Raw genomic sequence first — 21,405 nt, 5'->3', positions numbered from 1 at the left:
AGGACAGATGTCCATTTCGATGTATCGCCTCACCGTTCCGATGTTTCAGCGCGGCCTCGCCAGCCTGAAAACCTACCTCGACAAGGCCGAAGCCTATGCGAAGGAAAAGAATATCGATCCTGCCATATTGGTCGCCGCTCGCCTGGCGCCCGACATGCTGCCGCTCTCCGGCCAATATCAGCGCGCCAGCGACACCGCCAAGTTTGCGCTCGCTCGCCTGACGGCGACCGAAGCCCCGAAATTCGAAGACAACGAAACGAAGTTCGACGACCTGCGCGAGCGCCTGGCAAAGACCGACGCCTATCTCGCCGGCTTCTCGGCGGAAGCCTTGGAAGGCACGGAAAGCCGTGAGATCACCCTGCCGGGAAAGAGTGGCATCGTGCTGCCGGGTGACGACTATATCGCCACCTTCGCCCTGCCGAACTTCTATTTCCACGTCGCGACGGCCCACGCCATCCTGCGTAGCCAGGGTGCTCCGATCGGCAAGCGCGATTATCTCGGTTGAGTGATTGAGTGAATATCAGGGCCGGTGCGTCACCGGCCCTCTTTCCGTCAGTTCGGTATAGGCGAGCGTCTGATCGAGATGGCGCGCTCGGAGCGACAGCAGCTTCTCGGCATAGTCGAGCCGTATCGCCGCATAGGCCGGATCCGCCGCGACATTGTCGAGCTCCATCGGATCGTCGGCAAGATTGAAAAGCAGCGGCGGCAATGCGGCAAAATGCACATATTTGAACCGCGCGTCGCGGATCACCGCGAGATTACATTCGTTGGACCGCAGCCGGAAATGCCGCTCGGCCTCGCCATGCGCAATGTCGCGGAAATCGAATTCCCAGAATGCCGCATCCCGCCAGCCCTCTCCGCTCCCGCCGTTGACAAACGGCATCAGCGACCGGCCATCGAGCCCGTTCTTCGCGTCGATGCCGAGCCTTTGGCAAAGTGTCGGAAAAATATCCGCAGCACTGGTGAATTTGTCGAAGACCCCACCCGCAGCACTGCTTGCGGGATCGCGTATGACAAGCGGAATATGATAGCTGCCATCGAAGAAGCCGCCCTTGCCGAGCGTCCAGTGATCGCCCGCCATTTCGGCGTGGTCGGACGTGAAGACAACAAGTGTATCGTCCCAGGCGCCCGCATCCTTGAGGGCCTGCCAGATGCGGCTGAGCTGCGCATCGACCTCTGATATCATGCCGTAATAGATCGCCCGGATCGCGGCGAAATCCTCATCGTTCCAGCCGCTGAGCGGCCCCGCTGCACCGTGGATGAAGTTGCCCTTGTCGGAGAGTGGCATGGCATAGGCGAGGTAGGGATGACTGTCCTGTTCGGCTTCGCAGGTTGCCGCTCGGGCAAAAACCGGCCCGTCCCCCGGCTTGAACATTCGGTTGAACGGCTCCGGCACGGAGAATGGCGGATGCGGACGTAAGAAAGAGACATGCGCAAACCACGGCCTGTCCTGTTCGCCCATCCAGCGGATGAACTCGCCGGCCAGGAACGCCGTCTGGGTCTCGTCGCGTGAATAGGCCGGCGCTGCATCGGAAATGTCGCCCGCTTCCACTCCGACGGGAATATGGATGTCGCGGCTGACGGCATCCGCGTGGCCACGGGACTTGAGCCAGGAGAGCCATTGTTTCTCATGCTCGGGCAGAAGCTGGCGGGCGGTAAAACCCGGCAGCACGCCTTCGTAGGTCGTCAGATGCGGGTCCCTAGCATCCATGCCGCGCGGATCGGGCGCCGTATCCGTATAGCCGAACAGCGTCGGGTCGTATCCCGCCCGCCGGGCGGCCAGCGCCAGATTGTCGAAGCGAGCATCAAGCGGCGAACCGTTGCGGCAGACGCGGTGGTTCATCTGATAGAGACCGGTATAGAGCGTGGCCCGCGCTGGTGAGCAGGGTGCCGCCCCGGCATAGTGCCGCCGGAAGAGCGTGCCTTCGCGCGCCAGCGCATCGACAGCGGGCGTCTTTACGCTGGCATGGCCGATGGCCGACAGGCAATCGCCGCGCCATTGGTCCGCCGTGATCAGCAGGATGTTCGGCCGGCGCGTCTTCTCAATGCTGGTTGGATTTTGCATGCCAGTCCCAGGCGGAGCGGATGATCTCGGACAGATCATACTGCGGCACCCAGCCGAGCACGTCGCGCGCCTTGTCGTTATTGGCGACCAGCGTATGCGAATCGCCTTCGCGGCGGCCGATATATTCGACCGGGAAAGGCCGGTTCGACACGTCCTCGATGGCGCCGAGCAATTCCTTGACCGTCGTACCGGTGCCGGTGCCAAGGTTGAGCGCGACGGAATCGCCGCCCTTCAGCAGATATTCGACGGCGCGCACATGCGCATCGGCAAGATCGAGCACATGGATATAGTCGCGCACACAGGTGCCGTCGCGGGTCTCGTAATCGCTGCCGAACACCTTGAAACCCTGACGGCGGCCGAGTGCCGCGTCGATCGCAAGGGGTATCGCATGCGTTTCCGGCTGATGCCATTCGCCGATGCGGCCCTCGAAATCGGCGCCGGCCGCATTGAAATAACGCAGCACCACCGAGCGCAAGCTCCTGTACTGGTCGTAATCGGCAAGCGCCTGTTCGACGATATATTTCGTCCGCCCGTAAGGATTGATCGGCACCTGCCGGTGCGTTTCGTCGAGCGGCACGCTCTGCGGCAGGCCGTATGTGGCGCAGGTGGAGGAGAAGACGAAGGCGTTGATGCCGGCCGCCTGTGCCGCTGAGAGCAGCGTCAACGTGCCGATCACATTGTTCTCGTAGAAGGAAACCGGATCCCTGACCGATTCGCCGACCTCGATCAGCGCCGCAAAATGCAGGATCGCCGCCGGCTTGTGCTTGGCCAGTACCTCATCCAGCCGGGCTCGATCGCGAATATCGCCTTCCTCGGCCGGCCCCCATCTGACGAACTCGCGATGGCCGTTCGAAAAATTATCGAAGACGACAGGCCGATAGCCCTTGTTCGCCAGGTCGAGGCACGTATGCGAGCCGATATAGCCGGCGCCGCCGACGACAAGAACCGTTTCACCTGCCATGCACCACCTTTATTTTCATTGAGAGATGGAAGAAACCTAGACGAGATACACGTCAATAAAAAGAAGGAACTGCGATCGGCGTCAACGGACAATACGTCAAATGCCGAAGCCACGCTCGACCGGGTGCAATCGGCCACCTGCGCAATTGTGTCGGATCAGGAAGAAACACATATTATTCGCGTGATTTGCGTGATTTGCATAGCGGCCCGATCTAAGGGGCTTGCACCACCATGTGATGATCAACGGTCCGCAGCCATCAGGCAGGGAGAGCGCAAATGAGGAAGGCATTGGTCGTTTGGGGCGGCTGGCAAGGCCATGAGCCGGAGCAATGCGCTCATATCGTCGCCGATCTGCTGCGCGAGGACGATTTTAGCGTCGAGGTGACCGGCGATCTCGGCGTGTTCGGATCGCCGACGCTGGCGAAAGCCGATCTGTTGGTGCCGATCATTACCGGCGAAAAGCTTGAGAAGGAGCATGCCGCTGGCCTCGTCGAAGCCGTGCGCGGCGGGCTCGGGCTTGCCGGCCATCACGGCGCGCTCGCCACGTCCTTCAAGGAAAGCGCGCCTTTCCGCTATGTCTCCGGCGTCACCTGGGTCGCCCACCCCGGCAACATCATCGACTTTCGCGTTGCCGTCACCCGCCAGGACGATCCCGTCATGGAGGGCATTCCCGATTTTGACTATCGTTCGGAGCAATATTATCTCCATTACGATCCGACCGTCGAAATCCTTGCGACCACCACCTTCACCGGCGCCTACGATCCGGCGGCCCGCAATGTGGTGATGCCCGTCGTCTTCAAGCGCCATTTCGGCGCCGGCCGCATCTTCTATTCCGCCCTCGGCCATGTCGCGGCCGAATTCGACCATCCCTACATGCCCCTCATCCTGCGGCGTGGCTTCAGCTGGGCCGCACGCCAGTAGCGCCAGAACGATCGCCCGCGGATGAGGATCGGCAACGATATCGGGGCGATGTCGGCGGCTAAAGAACGCGCATTTCAGGCTGGAGGGCAGCCTCGCCTATCGGCCGGCATGGGGCGGCCGCTTGCCGATAGTCTGCCCGCGCCATAATTTGCCCGGATGCAGAATCGCTTCTCTTTCTTCCCCGCAACTGCCGACCGTCTGGCCGACATAGAAGCGGTATTCGACGATTGCGCCGACGGCCGGAATTGCCGCTGCGCCTACTGGTATCTTCCGAATGCCGACTACAAGGCAGGATGGGGCGAGGGGAATCGCAACTGGTTCCGAAGCCTCGTCACCGAACCGCGCCCGCCCGGCATACTCTGCTATTGCGAAAATGAGCCGGCCGGATGGTGCGGTGTCGCACCGCGCGCCGTATTCGATCGGCTGCGCCGCTCAAAACCCTTTGCGCCGGTCGATGACAGGCCGGTCTGGTCGATCAATTGCTTCATCGTCCGCAAGCCGTTCCGGCGACAGGGATTACCGCGATTATTGCTGAAATATGCCGTCGAATTTGCAAGGACAAACGGAGCCGAATTTCTCGAGGCATACCCCGTCGACCAGGCTGCCCGTGCCTCGAACGGAGCCGAGCTCTATGCGGGAACTCTATCGATGTTTCTGGATGCCGGTTTTGCCGAAGTGGCAAGACGCCTGCCGGCAAGGCCGATCGTTCGCCTGGAATGCCGCTGAATATTTCGGCAACCCAGGGATTGATAATATGGCTTAGCGGGCCGCCTTGATCTGCCGGTCGTTCTCCAAGGCGGGAGCCGCTTCGTCATAGATCCGCATCAGCCGCCCGGCTGCCTTGAGCTTCTCGATGAGGTCGTTTCCGTCAGGCGAGGCCTTCGTCAGCTCCAGCTGCTCGAACTCCCTCAGCGCCTGCGCCCAATGGCTTTCCCCACGCCCATCCGGCCTGCCTTCCGATTCCCATAGCGAATAAGCGCGCTGGCTGACCCAGGCGTCTTTATTATGACTCATAACCAACCCCAGCGGAAAATTTGGAAGCAAATATTCGACAGGCAACAAGGTGCCAAAACCGGCTTTAGGAGTCGTTACGAGGCAGCGTTAGTTTTTAGCTAATCCGAGGTGCCGAGAGATTATTCCGTGCACACATTCCTGGACCTTGGCCTCGTACCGCCTCCAGGGTAGGGTCACCCGCAGAAGCGACAGCGATGACCGATGGCAGCCAAGACAACACTCAATGCGAAGAATCTCGAATCCCTCGGTGCGCAGCGCCTTGCCGAGCTGCTGATCGAGGTCAGCATGGGCAGCGCTGCCCACAAGCGACGGCTTCGAATGGAGCTTGCCGGCAATCACGGCAGCGACGAGGTGGCGCGTGAGGTACGAAAGCGGCTTGCCAGCATTGCCCGCGCCCGCACCGTCATCAACTGGCGCAAAGTGAAAGCGCTGAAGAACGATCTCGAAACCCAGCGCATGACGATCGCAGAAACGGTTGCCGCCGATGATCCCCAGGAAGCGTTCGAACTGATATGGCAGTTCCTCGCACTGGCGAATCCGATCTTTGAAAGATCCAGCGACAGCAGCAGTTCGCTCATCCAAAGTTTTCATCAGGCTTGCAAGGATGCTGCCGCAATCGCCGCGTCCGCCAAGATCGACTCCAATGTTCTGGCCGAGAAGGTGTTCAAAGCCGTGCAAGACGATGATCACGGCCAGTACGAGAGCCTCATTGCGGCGATGGTGCCAGCCCTCGGCAAGGATGGTCTCGATTGTCTGAAAACGCTCTTCGTCCAATGGTCCAAGGAGCCGAAAGACAAGCCGGCCAGGGATGAGCGCAAGGTCATCGGCTGGGGCAGCGCAAGTCCCCTTTACGAAGATGAGATCTACGGCACTCAGCGGGATCTGACGGTGCGCATAGCCTTGCAGGAAATTGCCGACGCCCAGGGCGATGTCGATGCCTACATCGCCCAGCAACCCGAGAACACACGCAAGGCGCCGTTGATTGCGGCCGATATCGCCACTCGCCTGATCTCGGCCGGCCGGGCGAAGGAAGCGCTTGAGATGCTGAATGAGGTCGAGACGAAAGACCGGGTCGACATGCCGTTCGAATGGCAGCTCGCGCGCGTCGAGACGCTGGAGGCCCTGGGGCGCGCAGAGGAGGCGCAGACCTATAGATGGACGTGCTTCGAGCAGTCGCTGCACGACCAGCATCTCCGCGCCTTCCTCAAGCGACTGCCGGACTTCGACGATCTAGAGGCAGAGGAGAAGGCATTCGCCCATGCCCAGGCTTTCCCGGACGTCCACCAGGCGCTTGCATTTTTCCTGCTTTGGCAGGCACCGGCAGAGGCAGCGAAACTCGTGATGAGGCGGAAGGCGGAACTGGATGGCAATCTCTACGAGCTGATGCCGCCGGCGGCCGAAGCTCTGGCGGAGAAACATCCGCTTGCGGCAACCATCCTCTTGCGCTCCATGATCGACTTCGCGCTCGAGAGCGGCCGGTCCAGCCGCTATAAGCATGCGGCGAGGCATCTTGCGGACTGCGCATTGCTTGCGCCTCATATCGATGACTTCGGCAACACAAGATCGCATGACGCCTATGTCGCGGAACTTAAGCGTCGGCACGGCAAGAAGCATGGCTTCTGGAGCCGGGTGACCTAAGTCGCTTCGATGCCTTAACCTTCAAGAGAGGAATTCCATGACGACCACTTCCTGGCATGCAGATCCGCTCACTTGGGGCAATGGACCCCGCATCTTCGAAGTCTTTCTGGAGCCGACGTGCCCCTATTCCGTCAAAACGTTCAAAAAGCTCGATGACCTGCTGAGCCAGGCCGGCGAAGACAAGATCACCGTGAAGATCCGCCTGCAGTCGCAACCTTGGCATATGTATTCGGGCGTCCTCGTCCGCTGCATCATCGCAGCCTCGACATTGGAAGGCGGCAAGGAGACTGCAAAGCAGGTGATGGCCGCTATCGCCGCCCATCGCGAGGAGTTCGAATTCGAGCGTCATGCCAGCGGCCCCAATATGGATGTGACGCCGAACCAGATCGTCGAGCGCCTGGAACGCTACAGCGGCGTCAAGCTGAAGGAAGCCTTCGCACTTCCGGATCTCGATCGGGAGATCAAATGGCACTGCAAATATGCCCGCCAGAACGGCATCCATGTCTCGCCAACCTTCATGATCGACGGGCTGGTGCAGCCCGACATGAGCAGCGGCGACGAAGTTGGAGCCTGGGTGAAGAAGGCGCTGGGCAATTGACGCTGGCCGTGTGCCAGAGACTATCAAGGTGAGCCGTCTCGCCGCTGTCCTTATCGTGTTCGCATGGGGAATGGAGTCAGTAATCAATCTGGGCTAATTGCTTTTTAAGGCATTGCTGATGAACTGCCGTCATGACAAAGCCGCCCCGCAAGCCTTCCAAGCCGCTGCTCGGTGAAGCCTACGAGCCGCTCCGCAGCCGACCGCGCCGGCGGCGAGATCCCGCTCAGCCTCATCCTCCTCTCGATCCGATGACGGCGCGTATCGCGCCGCGTCGGGGGTCGGGGAGGACACGGTTTCAAATGACGGACGACCCGGAATTGACCCGGGTCGAAGGTCAGCAATGTCAGCAGCAGACGACCGGCCGGGACATGGCTGCTCGCTACTATCTGAGCCTCGACACGGCGATCTTGCTGGGGATCCTGTTTATTGCGATCGTCTTCAGGTTCCACAAGATCACCTTGCCGCTGGTCGACGGCTTCAGCTGGCGCGAGATAAGCACCGCAATGATGGCCGACAATTTCCAGCAGCGCAGCTGGAACATCTTCTTTCCGGAGGTCAGCTGGACCGGGCCCGGGCCAAGCTATCAGGGCCGCGAGTTCCAGATCGTCAGCTATCTCACGGCCCTGCTCTACCAACTCTTCGGCTGGCACGACTGGTTCGGCCGCGTGGTTGCTGCCTTCTTCGGTCTGGTGACGGTGTTTTCGCTGCATCGGCTGACGGCGCTATGCTGGGACGAGATGCACGCCCACGCGGCGGCACTTGCCTACGCGCTGATGCCGGCGGCGATCATGATCGACAGCTCCTTTCTTCCCGATCCCGCGATGCTGGCCTTGGTCACTCTTGGCGTCTGGCTGTTCGCCAAATACTGGGCCGGCGGCAGCGGCTGGCTCTTGCCGCTCGCCACGCTCAGCTTCTCGCTCGGCGTGCTGTCAAAGCTGCCAGGCATCGCTGCCGGCGCCGTCATCTTCTACCTGATGGTCTGCTGGATTCTGGAGAAGAAGCAAAAGCAAGCAAGCTGGGTTTTCCTGTCGGGGCTTTTGAGCCTGGCCAGCATCGGCGCTTATTACATCTGGGCGATTTATCTCGGCCGCAGCTATCCGCCGTTTCATGTCGCCGGCACCGGCGGCTATATCTGGGATGACGGCTTCTGGACTTATGTCAGGGACAGATTCTACTTCAAATCCTTGTGGAACACCTCGGTCTTGTGGTTCTACGGCTATCCGTTCCTAGTGCTGCTGGCCGTCGGCTTGTGGATACCGCTCAGCCGCGCCGAAGACCCGAAGCAACGCAGCCTTTCGGCCATTCCTTATGTGTGGCTGACTGCGGCCATCATCCTCTATCTGGCGGCGGCGGGCGAGATCACCAGCAATGTGTGGAACTTCCATATCTTCCATGTGCCGATCGCGATTTTCTGCGGCCACGGCGCGCTTCTTCTGGCAACGCTTGGGTCAAAAACCGTTCTGACGCCGGCGGTGGTGCTTCGCTCGATCTTCATCGTGGCCATCGCGCTTGCCTGGTCGACCTTGCCCCTCGTCAGGACGATGAAGAAGCCAATCGCCATGAACGGCAAGCTGCTTGGCGAGGAACTGGCGCGGTTGGCGCAACCGGGCGACCTCGTCGTCGCCATTGCCCCTGAGGTCGGCGATCCCGTCGCAATCTACTACAGCAGGGCGCGCGGCTGGGTGTTCCCGCCTGGTGGAGGCGATGCGGAATGGTCGAAATTCGTTGCCGATGACGCCACTGCGATCGCGCAGCTCGAGGAACTGCGCGCGCAGGGCGCGGATCTGTTCGGCGTGGCCAAGAATGCCACCGACAAGGAGGACCGGCTGTTCATCGAGCATCATGATGGGGTTATCGACCATCTGGACAAGACCGCAACCAAGCTTGCAGATTTGAATAATTTGCTGATCTACAGGATCACCCGTCCATGAGCACCACGACAGTCAGGGGTCATGGGCCTTCGACCGCATCACGCCAGCACCTTTGCAGTGGCGACGATCGCGTTTTTCGTCACCTATGTGTTGGGTGACCGTTTCGGCGCCGGCGCCGGGCTGCAGCACGTGGTTCTGACGAACGCGGCTTGAGCCCGCGCGGCGTGTCAGCGCAGATGGTCGAGGAGGCGGCCGATCTCGACGTCCGCTTCGCCGAAAGATCGAAAGATAGCAGGAGGACGCAGACACCCATTACAGTCGAAGGCGAAATGGCGGAGAGGGTGGGATTTGAACCCACGATACCCTTGCAGGTATGCCGCATTTCGAGTGCGGTGCATTCGACCACTCTGCCACCTCTCCGCGGTCTGGTCGGCGCTTGTTCGGCGCGGGCGTTCTCATAACGGGCAAATGACAGGCTGGCAAGCCGAAAAGTCGAAGCATTCCATCCTTTTGCCTTGACACTTTTTTGCCGCTCGGCTATCTCGGCTGCGCAATAGGTTTGGAGAAATCCGCGCCTAGCTTGTCCTGCGCTTGCGCGGGGCTTCACCGGCAGGACGAGTTCGAGGATTAGACCTCTGAAATCCCTGCTTAACTTCGACTGATAAAAAGACGGCCACCTTGCTCAATCGGCGAGGAGAGCTGGAACGAACATGAAAGGACAAAAAATGTTCGCAGTCATCAAGACCGGCGGTAAACAGTACCGTGTGGCAGCCAACGACGTGCTGACCATCGAAAAGCTGGAAGCCACCGCTGGCGACTCCATTGAATTCACCGAAGTGCTCGTGATCGGCGAAGGCGCCGACGCTGCGATCGGTGCGCCCTTCGTTACCGGCGCCTCTGTCAAGGCAGAAGTCGTCGAACAGAACCGCGGCAAGAAGGTCATCGCCTTCAAGAAGCGCCGCCGTCAGAATTCGAAGCGTTCGCGCGGCCATCGTCAGCATCACACGGTCGTCCGTATCACGGACATCGTGGCTGCCAAGTAAGATCAACGGGACAAGGTTTAAAGGAGAACTCCAATGGCACACAAAAAAGCTGGCGGTTCATCGCGCAACGGTCGCGATTCTCAGTCCAAGCGCCTTGGCGTGAAGAAGTTCGGCGGCGAAGCCGTCATCGCAGGCAACATCATCGTGCGTCAGCGCGGTACTGAGTGGCATCCGGGTTCCAACGTCGGCCTCGGCAAGGATCACACGATTTTTGCGCTTACCGCCGGCAATGTGAACTACCGAACCAAGGCCAACGGTCGCGTCTACGTGTCTGTCATGCCGAAAGCGGAAGCAGCGGAATAAGCCGGTAGCGCTCAAAAACAGCCGGCGTCTCATCGACCCGGCTGGCCGTATCAGGTTCAGTCTAGAAAACAGGGGAGATGGGGCGCCATCTCCCCTTTTTCTTTACCCCTCAAGGAGGACTGAACCATGCAAGGCGAATTGTTAAGGGTAGACCAATCACGGTCTCCCCGGGAAGACCAGCGGTCTTCCACGGAGCGGCTGAGGCCGGAACGGTTAAGGACCGATTGCCCTGTCTTGTTATCGGAAAGGCTCGTCATGCGCGCGCCCCACGAAGAAGACATCGACGCCCTTGCCCATCTCGCCAACAACGCCAAAGTCGCCACCATGGTATCGCGTATGCCGCACCCTTATACCGCCGATGATGCTGCCGACTTCGTGCGTCGCACGAAAAATGGCGAGATTGGCAAGTGCGTCTATGCGATCACCAAAGCCGAAAACGGCGCCTTTATCGGCTGCTGCGGTGTTGAGCCGCAGACAGACGGCAAGACCGTCGAGATCGGCTACTGGCTGGGCGAGCCCTATTGGAACAAGAGTTATGCGACCGAGGCCTGCCATGCCCTGGTCGATATGGTGTTCAGAACCCGTCAGGACGTCGATCAGATCGATGCCCGTTGCCGGGTCATGAACGTCGCCTCGCGCCGCGTCATCCAGAAGTGCGGCTTCCAGTTCCAGGGTTCGGGGCTCGCCGCCTCGCTGGCGCTCGGCAGCAACGTGCCGGTCGAATGGTACAGGCTCGACCGCAAGACCTGGATGTCTCTCAGAAGCTGGGGGAACATCGCATGAGCACGACGGCACTGCAAAGGCCGGAGGTCAAGCCGATGATGCCCGGTCCCGCACCTGTTATCTCGACCGCCCGGCTGACGCTCCGCCCCCACAGGCTGAGCGATGCGCCTGATATCGCGGAATCGCTTTCCGATTTCGCGGTCACGCGCATGCTGTCCCGCGTACCCGCGCCGTTCGACCGGCAGGATGCTCTGGACTGGCTGATCCCGGTCACCTCGGGCACCCTGCCCGACTGGCCGCTGGCGATTACCGGCAAGGACGATGTCCATATCGGTAACGTCTCGATCGAGTTGCGCCACGGCCGCTGGCACCTCGGCTACTGGCTGAACCGCTATTACTGGCGGCGCGGCTATATGAGCGAGGCGGTGGCGGCGATCATCGAGCGCTTCTCGCGCCGCATGCCGGAGACGCCTGTTCATTCCGGCGTCTTCGCCGACAACCCGGCTTCGCTGCGATTGCAGGAGAAGCTCGGTTTCCGCATGACGGGTTGCGGCGAAATCTATTGTTTCGCCCGCAACACCATGGTGTCGCACATCGAGACCGTGCTGCAGCCGGGCTCGCTGCAGCCGCGAAAAGTGGCCTGACTGATCAAACTCGAGACGCCGCCGCATCGGCGGCGTCTCCTTCAATCGCCGATCTCGACCCATACCGGGAAATGATCGGAACCGACGGACTGCGTATCGATCCGGATGGATTTCAACCGGCTCTGCAGGCCGCAACTGACGAAGCAATAATCGAGATGCATGCGTTTGCCGTGATCTTCGGGATCCATCCAGCTGTAGCTCTCCGGAGAGTAAGCCTTCAGCGCCGCAAAGGCGTCGACCGGCGTGCCGATTCTGGCGACACGGCCGTAATATCCGCCGCCAGCACCGGCAAGCGCGCAATATTCCGGCGATTCCGGCTCCATGTTGAAATCGCCCATGATGACATAATCCTCCGGCAGCGGCGGCTCCAGCAGGTCGAATTCACCACCCCCCGTCAGCGAACCACCCTCCTGGACGAACGCATTGATATGGGCATTCAGAAATTGCAGCTGTCGGATGCGCTCGTCGGCCGAGACATGGTCGAGATGGACGGAGTAGACGCGGATCGCGCCGGCGGGTGCGTCGATCACCGCCTCGATCGCGCCGCGCTGCAGGTTGATCTTGCCGATCGTGCGGCTGCGCGGCAGAAGCAGCGTTCGGGTCGAGACGATCGGCCAGCGCGACAGCACCATGTTGCCGAACTGGAATCGTGTGCCGCGCAACGGCCGGAGCCCGTCTTCATCAGCTTCGACATGCATGTCGCAGGCTGGCCCATACACCCAGAAATAGTCGGGAAAGAGGGCTGCAATATCGGCCGCCATGTCGGCAAAACCGTTGCGGGAGAAGCCGCGGGTCACCTCCTGCAGCGCGATGACATCGGCCCCCACGAGACTCCGGGCAATGCGCGCCAGATCGTATCTGCCGTCGAGACCGAAGCCGTACTGTATGTTATAGCTCGCAAAATTCACGATAATCTTTGACCTCCGTCGGAACCGCCTATAACGAATGGGCCAAGACGGGCCGTCCAACCGCCACTGAATATTGGAAGTAAAATGAAATTTCTCGACGAAGCAAAGGTCTATATCAAGTCCGGGGACGGCGGCGGCGGCAGCGTTTCCTTCCGACGCGAGAAATTCATCGAGTTCGGCGGCCCCGATGGCGGTGACGGCGGACGCGGCGGCGACGTCTGGGTCGAGGCCGTCAACGGCCTCAACACGCTGATCGATTTTCGCTTTCAGCAGCATTTCAAGGCGACGATCGGCACCCATGGCATGGGCAGGAACCGCACCGGCGCCAACGGCAGCGACGTGACGCTAAAGGTTCCCGTGGGCACCCAGATCTTCGAGGAAGACCAGGAAACACTGATCTGCGACCTGACCGTCGAAGGCCAGCGTTACTGTCTTGCCCATGGCGGCAATGGCGGCTTCGGCAACGCCCATTTCAAAACCTCGACCAACCAGGCGCCGGATTGGGCCAATCCCGGCCTGCCCGGCGAGGAAAAGACCATCTGGCTGCGCCTGAAGCTGATCGCCGATGCCGGCCTCGTCGGCATGCCGAATGCCGGCAAGTCGACCTTCCTGGCATCAGTCACCCGTGCACGGCCGAAGATCGCCAACTATCCCTTCACCACGCTGCATCCCAACCTCGGCGTTGCCACCATCGACGAGCGCGAGTTCATCCTGGCCGACATTCCGGGCCTAATCGAAGGCGCCCATGAAGGTGTCGGCATCGGCGACCGTTTCCTCGGCCATGTCGAGCGCACCCGCGTGCTGCTCCACCTCATCTCCGCCCAGGAGGAAAAGGTCGGCAAGGCCTATAAGACGGTCAAGCACGAACTCGAAGCCTACGGAAACGAGCTGACCGACAAGGCGGAGATCGTGGCGCTGTCGCAGATCGACGTGCTCGACGATGCCGAACTGAAGAAGAAGACCAAGGAATTGGCCAAGGCCTGCGGCAAGACGCCATTCCAGATTTCGGCTGTCACCGGCAAGGGCATGACCGAGGTGCTGCGCGCGCTGCGCGACATCATCGTCGAAGCCAATACCGAGGAGAAGCCGGCCAAGATGCCGAAGCTGCGTCATCGCGACATGGTCGTCACCGATGAGGGCGAGGACAAGGGCGAGGACGATGACCAGCCGTAAGCCGCTTGGCCGCTACCGCCGCATCGTCATCAAGATCGGATCCGCGCTTCTCGTCGACCGCAAGGCCGGGCTGAAGAAATCCTGGCTCGACGCCATGTGCGCCGATATCTCGGGCCTGAAGGCCAAGGGCATCGACGTGCTCGTCGTCTCCTCGGGCGCAATCGCGCTCGGCCGCTCGGTGCTCGACCTGCCCTCAGGCGCCTTGAAGCTGGAGGAAAGCCAAGCGGCCGCCGCTGTCGGCCAGATTGCGCTGGCGCGCGCCTGGTCGGAAAGCCTGTCACGCGACGAGATTGTCGCCGGCCAGATCCTGTTGACGCTCGGCGATACCGAGGAGCGCCGCCGCTATCTCAATGCGCGCGCCACCATCAATCAGCTTTTGAAGATCGGCGCCGTGCCGATCATCAATGAAAACGACACGGTCGCCACCAGCGAGATCCGCTATGGCGACAACGACCGGCTGGCCGCCCGCGTCGCGACGATGACCGGCGCCGATCTGCTCATTCTTCTCTCCGATATCGACGGTCTCTACACCGCGCCGCCCCATCTCGATCCGAACGCAACGTTCCTCGAGACGATTGCCGAAATCACCCCCGAGATCGAGGCAATGGCCGGGGGTGCGGCCTCCGAGTTTTCGCGCGGCGGCATGCGCACCAAGATCGATGCCGGCAAGATTGCCACCGCATCAGGCTGCGCCATGATCATCGCCTCCGGCAAGACCGACAATCCTCTATCGGCAATCGAAAGCGGCGCGCGTTCCTCGTGGTTCGCGCCATCGGGCACACCCGTGACCGCCCGCAAGACCTGGATTGCCGGGCAGCTGCAGCCGGCCGGCGAACTGCATGTCGATGACGGCGCTGTCGTCGCCCTCGGGGCCGGTAAGAGCCTGCTTCCCGCTGGCGTTCGCAGCGTTTCCGGCCTCTTCAGCCGCGGCGACACGGTGGCGATCATCGGCCCGGCCGGCCGCGAGATTGCCCGCGGCCTGGTAAGCTACGATGCCGACGACGCCCGCCGGATCGCCGGCCGCAAGTCGGCGGAGATCGAGGCCATTCTCGGTTATGCCGGGCGCGCCGCCATGGTCCATCGCGACGATATGGTCATGACCGCGCAGATCGGTTCGAAATCGGAAAGGCAGAAGAAGGACGCGAGCTATGCTTGATACCGTTGCGCCGGGCCCCGACATTGACGTGCTGATGAACGACATCGGCCGCAAGGCAAAGGCTGCGGCACGACCGCTGGGCTTTGCATCCACCGAGGCGAAGAACAGCGCGTTGAACGCCATGGCCGATGCGATCCTGGCGAATAAGGCGCATATTCTTGCCGAGAACGCGAGGGATCTGAAGGACATCGAAGGCACCGAGATGCTCGCTTCCTTCGTCGACCGGCTGACGCTGAACGACAAACGCATCGCCGAAATGGCCGAGGGAATCCGCGCCATCGCCGCCCTTGCCGATCCAGTCGGCGAAGTCATCGCTGCCTGGGACCGGCCGAACGGGCTGAAAATCGAGCGCGTCCGCACGCCGCTCGGCGTCATCGGCGTGATCTTCGAAAGCCGGCCGAACGTTACGGCTGATGCCGGCGCCCTCTGCCTCAAGGCGGGCAATGCCGTCATCCTGCGTTGCGGCTCGGATTCGCGCCGTTCATCGCAGGCTATCCACGCCTGCCTGGTTGAGGGTCTGAAGGCGGCGGGACTTCCAGAGCATGCTATCCAGCTCGTGCCGGTCACCGACCGCGCCGCCGTCGGCGCCATGCTGCGCGGCTTGGACGGGGCGATCGACGTCATCGTGCCGCGCGGCGGCAAGAGCCTGGTTGCCCGCGTGCAGAGCGAGGCTCGCGTGCCGGTTTTTGCCCATCTCGAAGGCCTTTGCCACATCTATGTCGATGCCTCGGCCGATATCGAAATGGCCAAGAAGATCGTGGTCAACGCCAAGATGCGCCGCACCGGCATCTGCGGGGCGGCCGAAACCCTGCTCGTCGATGGCGCCGCGATCGGCACGCATCTGACGCCGCTGCTTGAGGTTCTGACGGAGGCCGGCTGCGAGATCCGCGCTTCGGCAACAGTGCTGAAGGTCGCACCCGGCTTGAAGCCCGCGACCGAGGAGGACTGGTCGACCGAATATCTCGACGCAATCATCTCGGTTGCCGTCGTCGACGGCATATCGGGCGCCATCGCCCATATCCAGACATATTCCTCCAACCACACCGAGGCGGTTATCGCCGAGGACCCCGCCGTCGTCGCGCGTTTCTTCACTGAAGTCGATTCGGCAATCCTGCTGCACAATGCCTCGACGCAGTTTGCCGATGGCGGCGAGTTCGGCATGGGTGCGGAAATCGGCATTGCCACCGGCAAGATGCATGCCCGCGGCCCCGTCGGCGTCGAACAGCTCACCTCTTTCAAATATCGGGTGCATGGTGCCGGACAGACGCGGCCCTGAAGTGACGACCGAGAATGTGGACCGGCACTATCTCCGCATGCCGCACAGCGAGCGCGGCATGGTCGTCGGTCTGTTCGGCGGTTCGTTCAATCCGCCGCATCAGGGTCACGCGCTCGTCGCTGAAATCGCCCTCAAGCGGCTCGGCCTCGACCAGCTCTGGTGGATGGTTACCCCGGGCAATCCGCTGAAGAGCCGCAACCAGCTCGCTCCGCTTGCCGAGCGCATTGCCGAAAGCGAGCGTGTGGCCGCCGATCCGCGCGTCAAGGTCACCGCCTTCGAACAGACGCTCGGCACCAGCTACACCGCCAATACGCTTGCCCGCGTCAAGGCGCGCAATCCACATGTGCATTTCATCTGGATCATGGGCGCCGACAGCCTGCAGACCTTTCACAAATGGCAGAAATGGCAGGAGATTACCCGCACCTTCCCGATCGCGGTGATCGACCGGCCGGGCGCGACGCTCTCCTTCCTGTCCTCGAAAATGGCCAGGACCTTCGATTTCGCCCGTGTCGACGAGGATGATGCCCGTGTTCTCTGGAAGAAACGTGCCCCGGCCTGGACCTTCATCCACGGACCGCGCTCGGGCCTGAGCTCGACGGCAATCCGCAACGGCTCGTCGCACAGCGACGCCGAATAGAGCGCCGCGCGCCCAACAAGACGCATACGCCAGCCTGATTTCAGAAGATCCCGAAAACGAGAAAGCCCGACGGGGGAGGAGATCCGTCGGGCTTATAAACTCGATCGACAACTGGGAGGAGGAGTGTTGTCGACCCTATCGAACGGCTATGGGAGGAGGAGAAGCCGTGTCGATGAGTATGTTGTAGCATATTTCGCAGGAAGATGAATATCGATTGGTGCATTGCAGCAATGCATTGTGTGCAACTCTGTGCAGCCTTGTGGCTTTGGCATTGCCGTTTTTCTTGGCAGAAATCGACGGAGCATGCTGTGCCGCCGGGCGCCCTTGCGGTTTGCCACCTGTCGCTCGGGTATTTTCATCTATGGATCTCACGCTGCCGTTCAAGCCATGCACTTCAACAATGCGTAACTATTGGGTCGTAGCGGACACCGCGATCCAATACGGTTATATTTTCATGGATATATCCCTAGCCAAGACGCCTCACCCGTTATATTCGTTGCAATATTTCGAATCCCGAGGGGAATGATCATGCAGAACCGCAGCCGATGGCTGAAACTGGCAATCGCCGCGATCGCCGCCCTCTGGCTTGGCACAGCAGCGCTTCCGGCGCCTGCCGCCGCCGCCGAAAAACTTACCGTCTTTGCGGCGGCGAGCCTCAAGGATGCGCTCGACGCCGCCAATGCCGCCTGGGCGAAGGAAAGCGGCAAGGAAGTCGTCGTATCCTATGCGGCGAGCGGCGCGCTGGCCAGACAGATCGAAAACGCCGCACCCACCGATATCTTCATCTCGGCCGACCTCGACTGGATGGACTACCTCGCCAAGAAAAACCTGATCAAGGCCGATACCCGTTTCAACCTGGTCGGCAACCGCATCGTGCTCGTTGCCGAAAAGGCCAAGGCAAAACCGGTCGAGATCAAGCAAGGCTTCGATCTCGCGGGGCTTGTGGGTGACGGCAAGCTTGCCATGGGCGAGCCGAAATCGGTTCCGGCCGGTAAATACGGCATGGCCGCGCTCGAAAAGCTCGGCGTCTGGAAATCGGTCGAAACCAAGGTCGCCGGCGTCGAAAGCGTGCGCGCCGCCCTGGCCCTCGTCTCCCGCGGCGAAGCGCCTTATGGCATCGTCTACCAGACGGATGCGGCAGCCGATAAGGGTGTCGCCGTCGTCGGCACCTTCCCCGCCGATTCTCATCCGCCGATCATCTATCCGATCGCAATCGTCGCCGAGAGCAAGAACCCGGATGCATCAGCCTATCTCGACTTCCTGAAATCCGACAAGGCTGCTGCCTTCTTCACGGCGCAGGGTTTCACCATCCTGAAGTGATTGAGGCCGGAAATGATTGCGGATTTGCACGTCAGTGCCTGACTTGAGGCTCACATCACGATGTTTCAGTCTGCTGACGCGGACCGCTAACTACTCTATCGTCATGCTCGGGCTTGTCCCGAGCATCTGCATCCGGTCGATTTTTGCATAGGCAGCAGATCCTCGGCACAAGGCCGAGGATGACGCCGAGTAAAGAGCGTGATTTGCAACAAATGGCTTGCATGTGCGAGCCTTCATTTTTGAGAGGAATAGAAGCGCTTGCTGGACGCTCTTGGCTTGAGCAATGAGGAATGGACGGCGATCCTGCTCAGCCTGCGCGTCTCGATCGTCGCCATGCTGGCAAGCCTGCCCTTCGGCATCCTCGTCGCCCTGCTGCTTGCCCGCGGCCGGTTCTGGGGCAAGTCGGTGCTGAACGGCGTCGTTCACCTGCCGCTGGTCCTGCCCCCGGTGGTCACCGGCTTTCTTCTTCTCATCCTGTTCGGCCGCCGCGGTCCGATCGGCAGCCTGCTCGACGAGTATTTCGGCATCGTCTTGTCTTTCCGCTGGACGGGCGCCGCACTGGCCTGCGCCATCATGGCTTTTCCGCTGATGGTGCGCAGCATCCGCCTGTCGATCGAGGCGGTCGACCGCAAGCTGGAAGAGGCGGCCGGAACGCTCGGCGCCGGCCCTGGCTGGATTTTCATGACGATCACCCTGCCGCTGACCCTGCCCGGCATCATCGCCGGCATGATCCTCTCTTTTGCCAAGGCGATGGGCGAATTCGGCGCGACGATCACCTTTGTCTCCAACATTCCCGGCGAAACCCAGACGCTGTCGGCGGCGATCTACACCTTTACCCAGGTGCCGGGCGGCGATGCCGGCGCGCTCCGCCTGACGCTTGTCGCCGTCATCATTTCGATGGCCGCCCTGCTCGCCTCCGAATTCCTTGCCCATCTCGCTGGCCGGAGGATCGACCCGGAATGACGCTGATCGTCGAGGCAAAACAGAGGCTCGGCGCCTTTTCGCTCGATGCCGCCTTCACCTCCGACCGTGGCGTCACCGCGCTGTTCGGCCGTTCCGGCTCCGGCAAGACCTCGATGATCCGCATCATCGCCGGCCTTGCCCGCCCGGATGAAGGCCGCGTCGTCCTCGATGGCGAGCCCCTGACCGAAACCGCAACCGGTATTCTCGTCCCGAAACATCGCCGCCGCTTCGGTTATGTCTTCCAGGAGGCGCGGCTTTTCCCGCATCTCAGCGTTCGCGCCAATCTGTTCTACGGCCGATGGTTCGCGGCGAGAACGGCGCGCGGCGAGAGCTTCGACCACATCGTCGACCTGCTCGGTATCGAGACGCTGCTCGCGCGCAGCCCCGCGAAGCTGTCCGGCGGCGAGAAGCAGCGCGTCGCCATCGGCCGCGCGCTTCTCTCCTCGCCCCGCTTGCTGTTGATGGACGAGCCGCTCGCCGCCCTCGATGATGCGCGCAAAGCCGAGATTCTGCCTTATCTGGAACGATTGCGCGACGAAACCGACATACCGATCGTCTATGTCAGCCACTCGATCGCCGAGGTGGCGCGGCTGGCAAACCAGATCGTCGTCATGCGCGACGGCAAGGTGGAAGCGACCGGCCCCGCCATCGACATATTGAGCCGCCCCTCCACCGCCTCCGACCGGCGCGAGGCCGGCGCACTGCTGGAAGGCACGGTGGAAAGCTTCGATGCGCGGCACCATCTATCGACGGTCGCGCTGAAATCCAGTCGGCTCCATATTCCGGGTGAGGCCCTTGCGCCCGGCAAATCGGTCCGCATCCGCATTCCCTCCCGCGATGTCATGCTCGCGACCGCAAGGCCCGAGGGGCTCAGCGCGCTGAATATCCTGGAAGCAAGGATAGAGGGGATGTCGTCGACCGAGGACGGAACGGTGGAAATCCGGCTCGATTGCGACGGCGATATCATTCTTTCCCGGATCACCACACTGTCCTGCGAGCGTCTGGATCTTCGACCGGGAAGGGTGGTTTTCGCCGTCATCAAGACAGTTGCCCTGGAGGCCTGATCAGTTGCGCTCGCCCTGCTGCAGGTTGCGCTTGGCCTCGAGCCAGGCGAGATCTTCGGCAAGGCTCGTGCGCATTGTCCTTTCCATCCGGCGGAAACGCCCGAGCAATTCCTCGCCGAACGGCGTCAGCGCCGCGCCGCCGCCCTTCTGCCCGCCGCGCTGCGATTCCACCACCTGTTCGTTAAACATCCGGTTCATCTCGCTGACCAGCAGCCATGCCCGCCGGTAGGACATATCCATCGCCCGCCCGGCGGCCGAGATCGATCCGGTCTGGCGGATATGCTCCAGCAGTTCCATCTTGCCATGACCGAGGCGATCCTCATCCGGGAAGCTGATTCGCAGAACGGGCACGAGTGTTTTTGCGGCTGAGTCGGTCATTGAATCTGGAGATCGTGGAATTTGCTGCACTTTACGCTGCGGCATGGAAACTGTACACCGCCCGCACGAGGCCGTCCCGAGCAGTCAAATACTTCAATTCGAACGGCAGATCGGATTTTCGGCCGTTCTGTACCTTAGCATGTCTTGAAACATTAATGGTTTGATGCCTATCTTAACCATGATCCGGTCGCGATCGGATCTGTGTTGTGCATAGTTTGTCATTCCAGGAAAGGGAAAGCACTGACAACAGTACACGCCAAGGGAAAAACGTTCGCCGTTATCCCGAAGAGTGCGGAACGTGGCGCCGATGCCGCCGCCCGTGCCCTAGAAACCGTCCTCGCCAGCCTCGAGGACTCCAAAGCTGAAGATATCGTCACCATCGACATTGCCGGAAAATCGGCGCTGGGAGACTACATGATCGTCGTCTCCGGCCGCTCGAACAGGCATGTCATGGCGATCTCGGATCACCTGCTCACCGACCTTAAGGACGACGGCCTCGGTACGGCCCGCGTCGAAGGTCAGGAAGGCGGTGATTGGGTCCTGATCGACACCGGTGACATTATCGTGCATGTGTTCCGTCCCGAAATCCGCGAGTTCTACAACATCGAAAAGATGTGGGCGGCTCCGGATATGGATGAAAAAACACGGCACTGACTGGCGAGCCGGCATTCTGTCCGGCGCCTGAGACGTGGCATTGGCTGGCCGGCAAACATCATAAGCCGGCCGGTGGCGCGGTGTGCGCCCGATGTG

Annotated in this window: 24 protein-coding genes and 1 tRNA gene; 19 read left to right on the top strand and 6 right to left on the bottom strand. The window is 61.3% G+C overall.

The window, feature by feature from the left end:
* Window positions 1–7 precede the first annotated feature (7 nt).
* Entirely contained in the window at window positions 8–505 is a 498-nt protein-coding gene (locus RWJ89_RS18545; RefSeq protein WP_316031235.1) for a DUF1993 domain-containing protein, read from the top strand.
* Between the two features lie 15 nt (window positions 506–520).
* Here RWJ89_RS18545 and RWJ89_RS18540 read toward each other — a convergent pair whose 3' ends face one another.
* Together RWJ89_RS18540 and galE are read right to left on the bottom strand one after the other, a co-directional pair.
* On the bottom strand, window positions 521–2,065 hold the full coding sequence (locus RWJ89_RS18540; protein WP_316031234.1) for an alkaline phosphatase family protein: 1,545 nt from the start codon (window positions 2,063–2,065) through the stop codon (window positions 521–523).
* Window positions 2,043–3,026, bottom strand: coding sequence for a UDP-glucose 4-epimerase GalE (galE, locus tag RWJ89_RS18535; RefSeq protein WP_077977975.1), 984 nt, complete (start codon window positions 3,024–3,026; stop codon window positions 2,043–2,045). Before galE ends, RWJ89_RS18540 begins: the two co-directional genes overlap by 23 nt.
* Before the next feature lie 275 nt (window positions 3,027–3,301).
* Here galE and RWJ89_RS18530 point away from each other — a divergent pair, with 275 nt between their 5' ends.
* Window positions 3,302–3,946: a ThuA domain-containing protein gene (locus RWJ89_RS18530; RefSeq protein WP_316031233.1), complete on the top strand. Its 645-nt coding sequence runs from the start codon at window positions 3,302–3,304 to the stop codon at window positions 3,944–3,946.
* A 156-nt stretch (window positions 3,947–4,102) separates the two neighbouring features.
* On the top strand, window positions 4,103–4,672 hold the full coding sequence (locus tag RWJ89_RS18525) for a GNAT family N-acetyltransferase (protein WP_316031232.1): 570 nt from the start codon (window positions 4,103–4,105) through the stop codon (window positions 4,670–4,672).
* Between the two features lie 33 nt (window positions 4,673–4,705).
* On the opposite strand, the gene RWJ89_RS18520 is transcribed toward RWJ89_RS18525, so the two are convergent.
* Window positions 4,706–4,960 (bottom strand): DUF2934 domain-containing protein, encoded by a 255-nt coding sequence (locus tag RWJ89_RS18520; protein ID WP_025396445.1) that lies wholly within the window; start codon window positions 4,958–4,960, stop codon window positions 4,706–4,708.
* Window positions 4,961–5,161: 201 nt separating this feature from the next.
* Here RWJ89_RS18520 and RWJ89_RS18515 point away from each other — a divergent pair, with 201 nt between their 5' ends.
* The 4 genes from RWJ89_RS18515 (at window position 5,162) to RWJ89_RS18500 (ending at window position 9,280) form a co-directional block, all read left to right on the top strand.
* Window positions 5,162–6,598 carry a DUF6880 family protein gene (locus RWJ89_RS18515; RefSeq protein ID WP_316031231.1) on the top strand — a complete coding sequence of 479 codons (1,437 nt, stop codon included), beginning with the start codon at window positions 5,162–5,164 and terminating at the stop codon, window positions 6,596–6,598.
* A gap of 37 nt (window positions 6,599–6,635) precedes the next feature.
* Window positions 6,636–7,196, top strand: coding sequence for a DsbA family protein (locus RWJ89_RS18510; protein WP_316031230.1), 561 nt, complete (start codon window positions 6,636–6,638; stop codon window positions 7,194–7,196).
* Between the two features lie 299 nt (window positions 7,197–7,495).
* The gene (locus RWJ89_RS18505) at window positions 7,496–9,127 is read left to right on the top strand and encodes an ArnT family glycosyltransferase (RefSeq protein WP_316031229.1); all 1,632 of its coding nucleotides are present in this window, start codon (window positions 7,496–7,498) and stop codon (window positions 9,125–9,127) included.
* A gap of 21 nt (window positions 9,128–9,148) precedes the next feature.
* Window positions 9,149–9,280 carry a hypothetical protein gene (locus RWJ89_RS18500; protein WP_316031228.1) on the top strand — a complete coding sequence of 44 codons (132 nt, stop codon included), beginning with the start codon at window positions 9,149–9,151 and terminating at the stop codon, window positions 9,278–9,280.
* Between the two features lie 117 nt (window positions 9,281–9,397).
* Here the strand turns inward: RWJ89_RS18500 and RWJ89_RS18495 are convergent.
* A tRNA-Ser gene (locus RWJ89_RS18495) sits at window positions 9,398–9,487 on the bottom strand.
* 305 nt (window positions 9,488–9,792) lie between these two features.
* Between RWJ89_RS18495 and rplU the strand changes: the two genes are divergently transcribed.
* The 4 genes from rplU (at window position 9,793) to RWJ89_RS18475 (ending at window position 11,780) form a co-directional block, all read left to right on the top strand.
* Window positions 9,793–10,110 (top strand): 50S ribosomal protein L21, encoded by a 318-nt coding sequence (gene rplU / locus RWJ89_RS18490; protein WP_003543907.1) that lies wholly within the window; start codon window positions 9,793–9,795, stop codon window positions 10,108–10,110.
* A 33-nt stretch (window positions 10,111–10,143) separates the two neighbouring features.
* Entirely contained in the window at window positions 10,144–10,413 is a 270-nt protein-coding gene (gene rpmA, locus RWJ89_RS18485) for a 50S ribosomal protein L27 (protein WP_003543909.1), read from the top strand.
* A 126-nt stretch (window positions 10,414–10,539) separates the two neighbouring features.
* Window positions 10,540–11,196 (top strand): GNAT family N-acetyltransferase, encoded by a 657-nt coding sequence (locus RWJ89_RS18480; protein WP_131665123.1) that lies wholly within the window; start codon window positions 10,540–10,542, stop codon window positions 11,194–11,196.
* A complete protein-coding gene (locus RWJ89_RS18475) occupies window positions 11,193–11,780 on the top strand; it encodes a GNAT family N-acetyltransferase (protein WP_316031227.1) in 588 nt (195 codons plus the stop codon). Before RWJ89_RS18480 ends, RWJ89_RS18475 begins: the two co-directional genes overlap by 4 nt.
* A gap of 41 nt (window positions 11,781–11,821) precedes the next feature.
* On the opposite strand, the gene RWJ89_RS18470 is transcribed toward RWJ89_RS18475, so the two are convergent.
* A complete protein-coding gene (locus RWJ89_RS18470) occupies window positions 11,822–12,688 on the bottom strand; it encodes an endonuclease/exonuclease/phosphatase family protein (RefSeq protein WP_316031226.1) in 867 nt (288 codons plus the stop codon).
* Window positions 12,689–12,772: 84 nt separating this feature from the next.
* Between RWJ89_RS18470 and obgE the strand changes: the two genes are divergently transcribed.
* The 7 genes from obgE to modC all read left to right on the top strand — a co-directional run bounded on the left by obgE (window position 12,773) and on the right by modC (window position 20,277).
* The gene (obgE, locus tag RWJ89_RS18465) at window positions 12,773–13,861 is read left to right on the top strand and encodes a GTPase ObgE (RefSeq protein ID WP_222061746.1); all 1,089 of its coding nucleotides are present in this window, start codon (window positions 12,773–12,775) and stop codon (window positions 13,859–13,861) included.
* A complete protein-coding gene (proB, locus tag RWJ89_RS18460) occupies window positions 13,848–15,017 on the top strand; it encodes a glutamate 5-kinase (RefSeq protein WP_222061747.1) in 1,170 nt (389 codons plus the stop codon). The genes obgE and proB overlap by 14 nt, the downstream gene beginning before the upstream one ends.
* The gene (locus RWJ89_RS18455) at window positions 15,010–16,293 is read left to right on the top strand and encodes a glutamate-5-semialdehyde dehydrogenase (protein WP_131665119.1); all 1,284 of its coding nucleotides are present in this window, start codon (window positions 15,010–15,012) and stop codon (window positions 16,291–16,293) included. The genes proB and RWJ89_RS18455 overlap by 8 nt, the downstream gene beginning before the upstream one ends.
* Entirely contained in the window at window positions 16,268–16,930 is a 663-nt protein-coding gene (locus RWJ89_RS18450) for a nicotinate-nucleotide adenylyltransferase (RefSeq protein ID WP_316031225.1), read from the top strand. The genes RWJ89_RS18455 and RWJ89_RS18450 overlap by 26 nt, the downstream gene beginning before the upstream one ends.
* Window positions 16,931–17,458: 528 nt before the next feature.
* Window positions 17,459–18,250 (top strand): molybdate ABC transporter substrate-binding protein, encoded by a 792-nt coding sequence (gene modA / locus RWJ89_RS18445; RefSeq protein ID WP_316031224.1) that lies wholly within the window; start codon window positions 17,459–17,461, stop codon window positions 18,248–18,250.
* 261 nt (window positions 18,251–18,511) lie between these two features.
* Window positions 18,512–19,213, top strand: a complete 702-nt coding sequence (gene modB / locus RWJ89_RS18440; RefSeq protein ID WP_316031272.1) for a molybdate ABC transporter permease subunit — start codon at window positions 18,512–18,514, stop codon at window positions 19,211–19,213.
* Window positions 19,210–20,277: a molybdenum ABC transporter ATP-binding protein gene (modC, locus tag RWJ89_RS18435; RefSeq protein WP_168284508.1), complete on the top strand. Its 1,068-nt coding sequence runs from the start codon at window positions 19,210–19,212 to the stop codon at window positions 20,275–20,277. The genes modB and modC overlap by 4 nt, the downstream gene beginning before the upstream one ends.
* Here the strand turns inward: modC and RWJ89_RS18430 are convergent, their stop codons facing one another.
* Entirely contained in the window at window positions 20,278–20,655 is a 378-nt protein-coding gene (locus tag RWJ89_RS18430; protein WP_131665115.1) for a winged helix-turn-helix domain-containing protein, read from the bottom strand.
* Between the two features lie 210 nt (window positions 20,656–20,865).
* On the opposite strand from RWJ89_RS18430, the gene rsfS reads away from it, so the two are divergent.
* Window positions 20,866–21,309 carry a ribosome silencing factor gene (rsfS, locus tag RWJ89_RS18425; RefSeq protein ID WP_032999558.1) on the top strand — a complete coding sequence of 148 codons (444 nt, stop codon included), beginning with the start codon at window positions 20,866–20,868 and terminating at the stop codon, window positions 21,307–21,309.
* Window positions 21,310–21,405: the final 96 nt, after the last annotated feature.

Origin of the sequence: Rhizobium sp. 10PS4, from assembly GCF_032464805.1 — a bacterium.
GTDB classification, from domain to species: Bacteria; Pseudomonadota; Alphaproteobacteria; order Rhizobiales; family Rhizobiaceae; genus Rhizobium; species Rhizobium laguerreae.
The sequence above is the reverse complement of the archived record's forward strand: the minus strand, read 5'-3'. Positions and strand labels throughout refer to the sequence as shown.

Bases quoted from the DNA above. Each gene is read 5' to 3' on its own strand.
- rplU (WP_003543907.1), top strand. From the start codon at position 9,793: ATGTTCGCAGTCATCAAGACCGGCGGTAAACAGTACCGTGTGGCAGCC.
- RWJ89_RS18545 (WP_316031235.1), top strand. From the start codon at position 8: ATGTCCATTTCGATGTATCGCCTCACCGTTCCGATGTTTCAGCGCGGC.
- RWJ89_RS18525 (WP_316031232.1), top strand. From the start codon at position 4,103: ATGCAGAATCGCTTCTCTTTCTTCCCCGCAACTGCCGACCGTCTGGCC.
- RWJ89_RS18430 (WP_131665115.1), bottom strand. From the start codon at position 20,655: ATGACCGACTCAGCCGCAAAAACACTCGTGCCCGTTCTGCGAATCAGC.
- RWJ89_RS18540 (WP_316031234.1), bottom strand. From the start codon at position 2,065: ATGCAAAATCCAACCAGCATTGAGAAGACGCGCCGGCCGAACATCCTG.
- RWJ89_RS18450 (WP_316031225.1), top strand. From the start codon at position 16,268: ATGGTGCCGGACAGACGCGGCCCTGAAGTGACGACCGAGAATGTGGAC.
- RWJ89_RS18520 (WP_025396445.1), bottom strand. From the start codon at position 4,960: ATGAGTCATAATAAAGACGCCTGGGTCAGCCAGCGCGCTTATTCGCTA.
- proB (WP_222061747.1), top strand. From the start codon at position 13,848: ATGACCAGCCGTAAGCCGCTTGGCCGCTACCGCCGCATCGTCATCAAG.
- modA (WP_316031224.1), top strand. From the start codon at position 17,459: ATGCAGAACCGCAGCCGATGGCTGAAACTGGCAATCGCCGCGATCGCC.
- RWJ89_RS18475 (WP_316031227.1), top strand. From the start codon at position 11,193: ATGAGCACGACGGCACTGCAAAGGCCGGAGGTCAAGCCGATGATGCCC.
- RWJ89_RS18480 (WP_131665123.1), top strand. From the start codon at position 10,540: ATGCAAGGCGAATTGTTAAGGGTAGACCAATCACGGTCTCCCCGGGAA.
- rpmA (WP_003543909.1), top strand. From the start codon at position 10,144: ATGGCACACAAAAAAGCTGGCGGTTCATCGCGCAACGGTCGCGATTCT.
- galE (WP_077977975.1), bottom strand. From the start codon at position 3,026: ATGGCAGGTGAAACGGTTCTTGTCGTCGGCGGCGCCGGCTATATCGGC.
- modC (WP_168284508.1), top strand. From the start codon at position 19,210: ATGACGCTGATCGTCGAGGCAAAACAGAGGCTCGGCGCCTTTTCGCTC.
- obgE (WP_222061746.1), top strand. From the start codon at position 12,773: ATGAAATTTCTCGACGAAGCAAAGGTCTATATCAAGTCCGGGGACGGC.
- RWJ89_RS18510 (WP_316031230.1), top strand. From the start codon at position 6,636: ATGACGACCACTTCCTGGCATGCAGATCCGCTCACTTGGGGCAATGGA.
- RWJ89_RS18530 (WP_316031233.1), top strand. From the start codon at position 3,302: ATGAGGAAGGCATTGGTCGTTTGGGGCGGCTGGCAAGGCCATGAGCCG.
- RWJ89_RS18455 (WP_131665119.1), top strand. From the start codon at position 15,010: ATGCTTGATACCGTTGCGCCGGGCCCCGACATTGACGTGCTGATGAAC.
- RWJ89_RS18500 (WP_316031228.1), top strand. From the start codon at position 9,149: ATGGGCCTTCGACCGCATCACGCCAGCACCTTTGCAGTGGCGACGATC.
- RWJ89_RS18505 (WP_316031229.1), top strand. From the start codon at position 7,496: ATGACGGACGACCCGGAATTGACCCGGGTCGAAGGTCAGCAATGTCAG.
- RWJ89_RS18515 (WP_316031231.1), top strand. From the start codon at position 5,162: ATGGCAGCCAAGACAACACTCAATGCGAAGAATCTCGAATCCCTCGGT.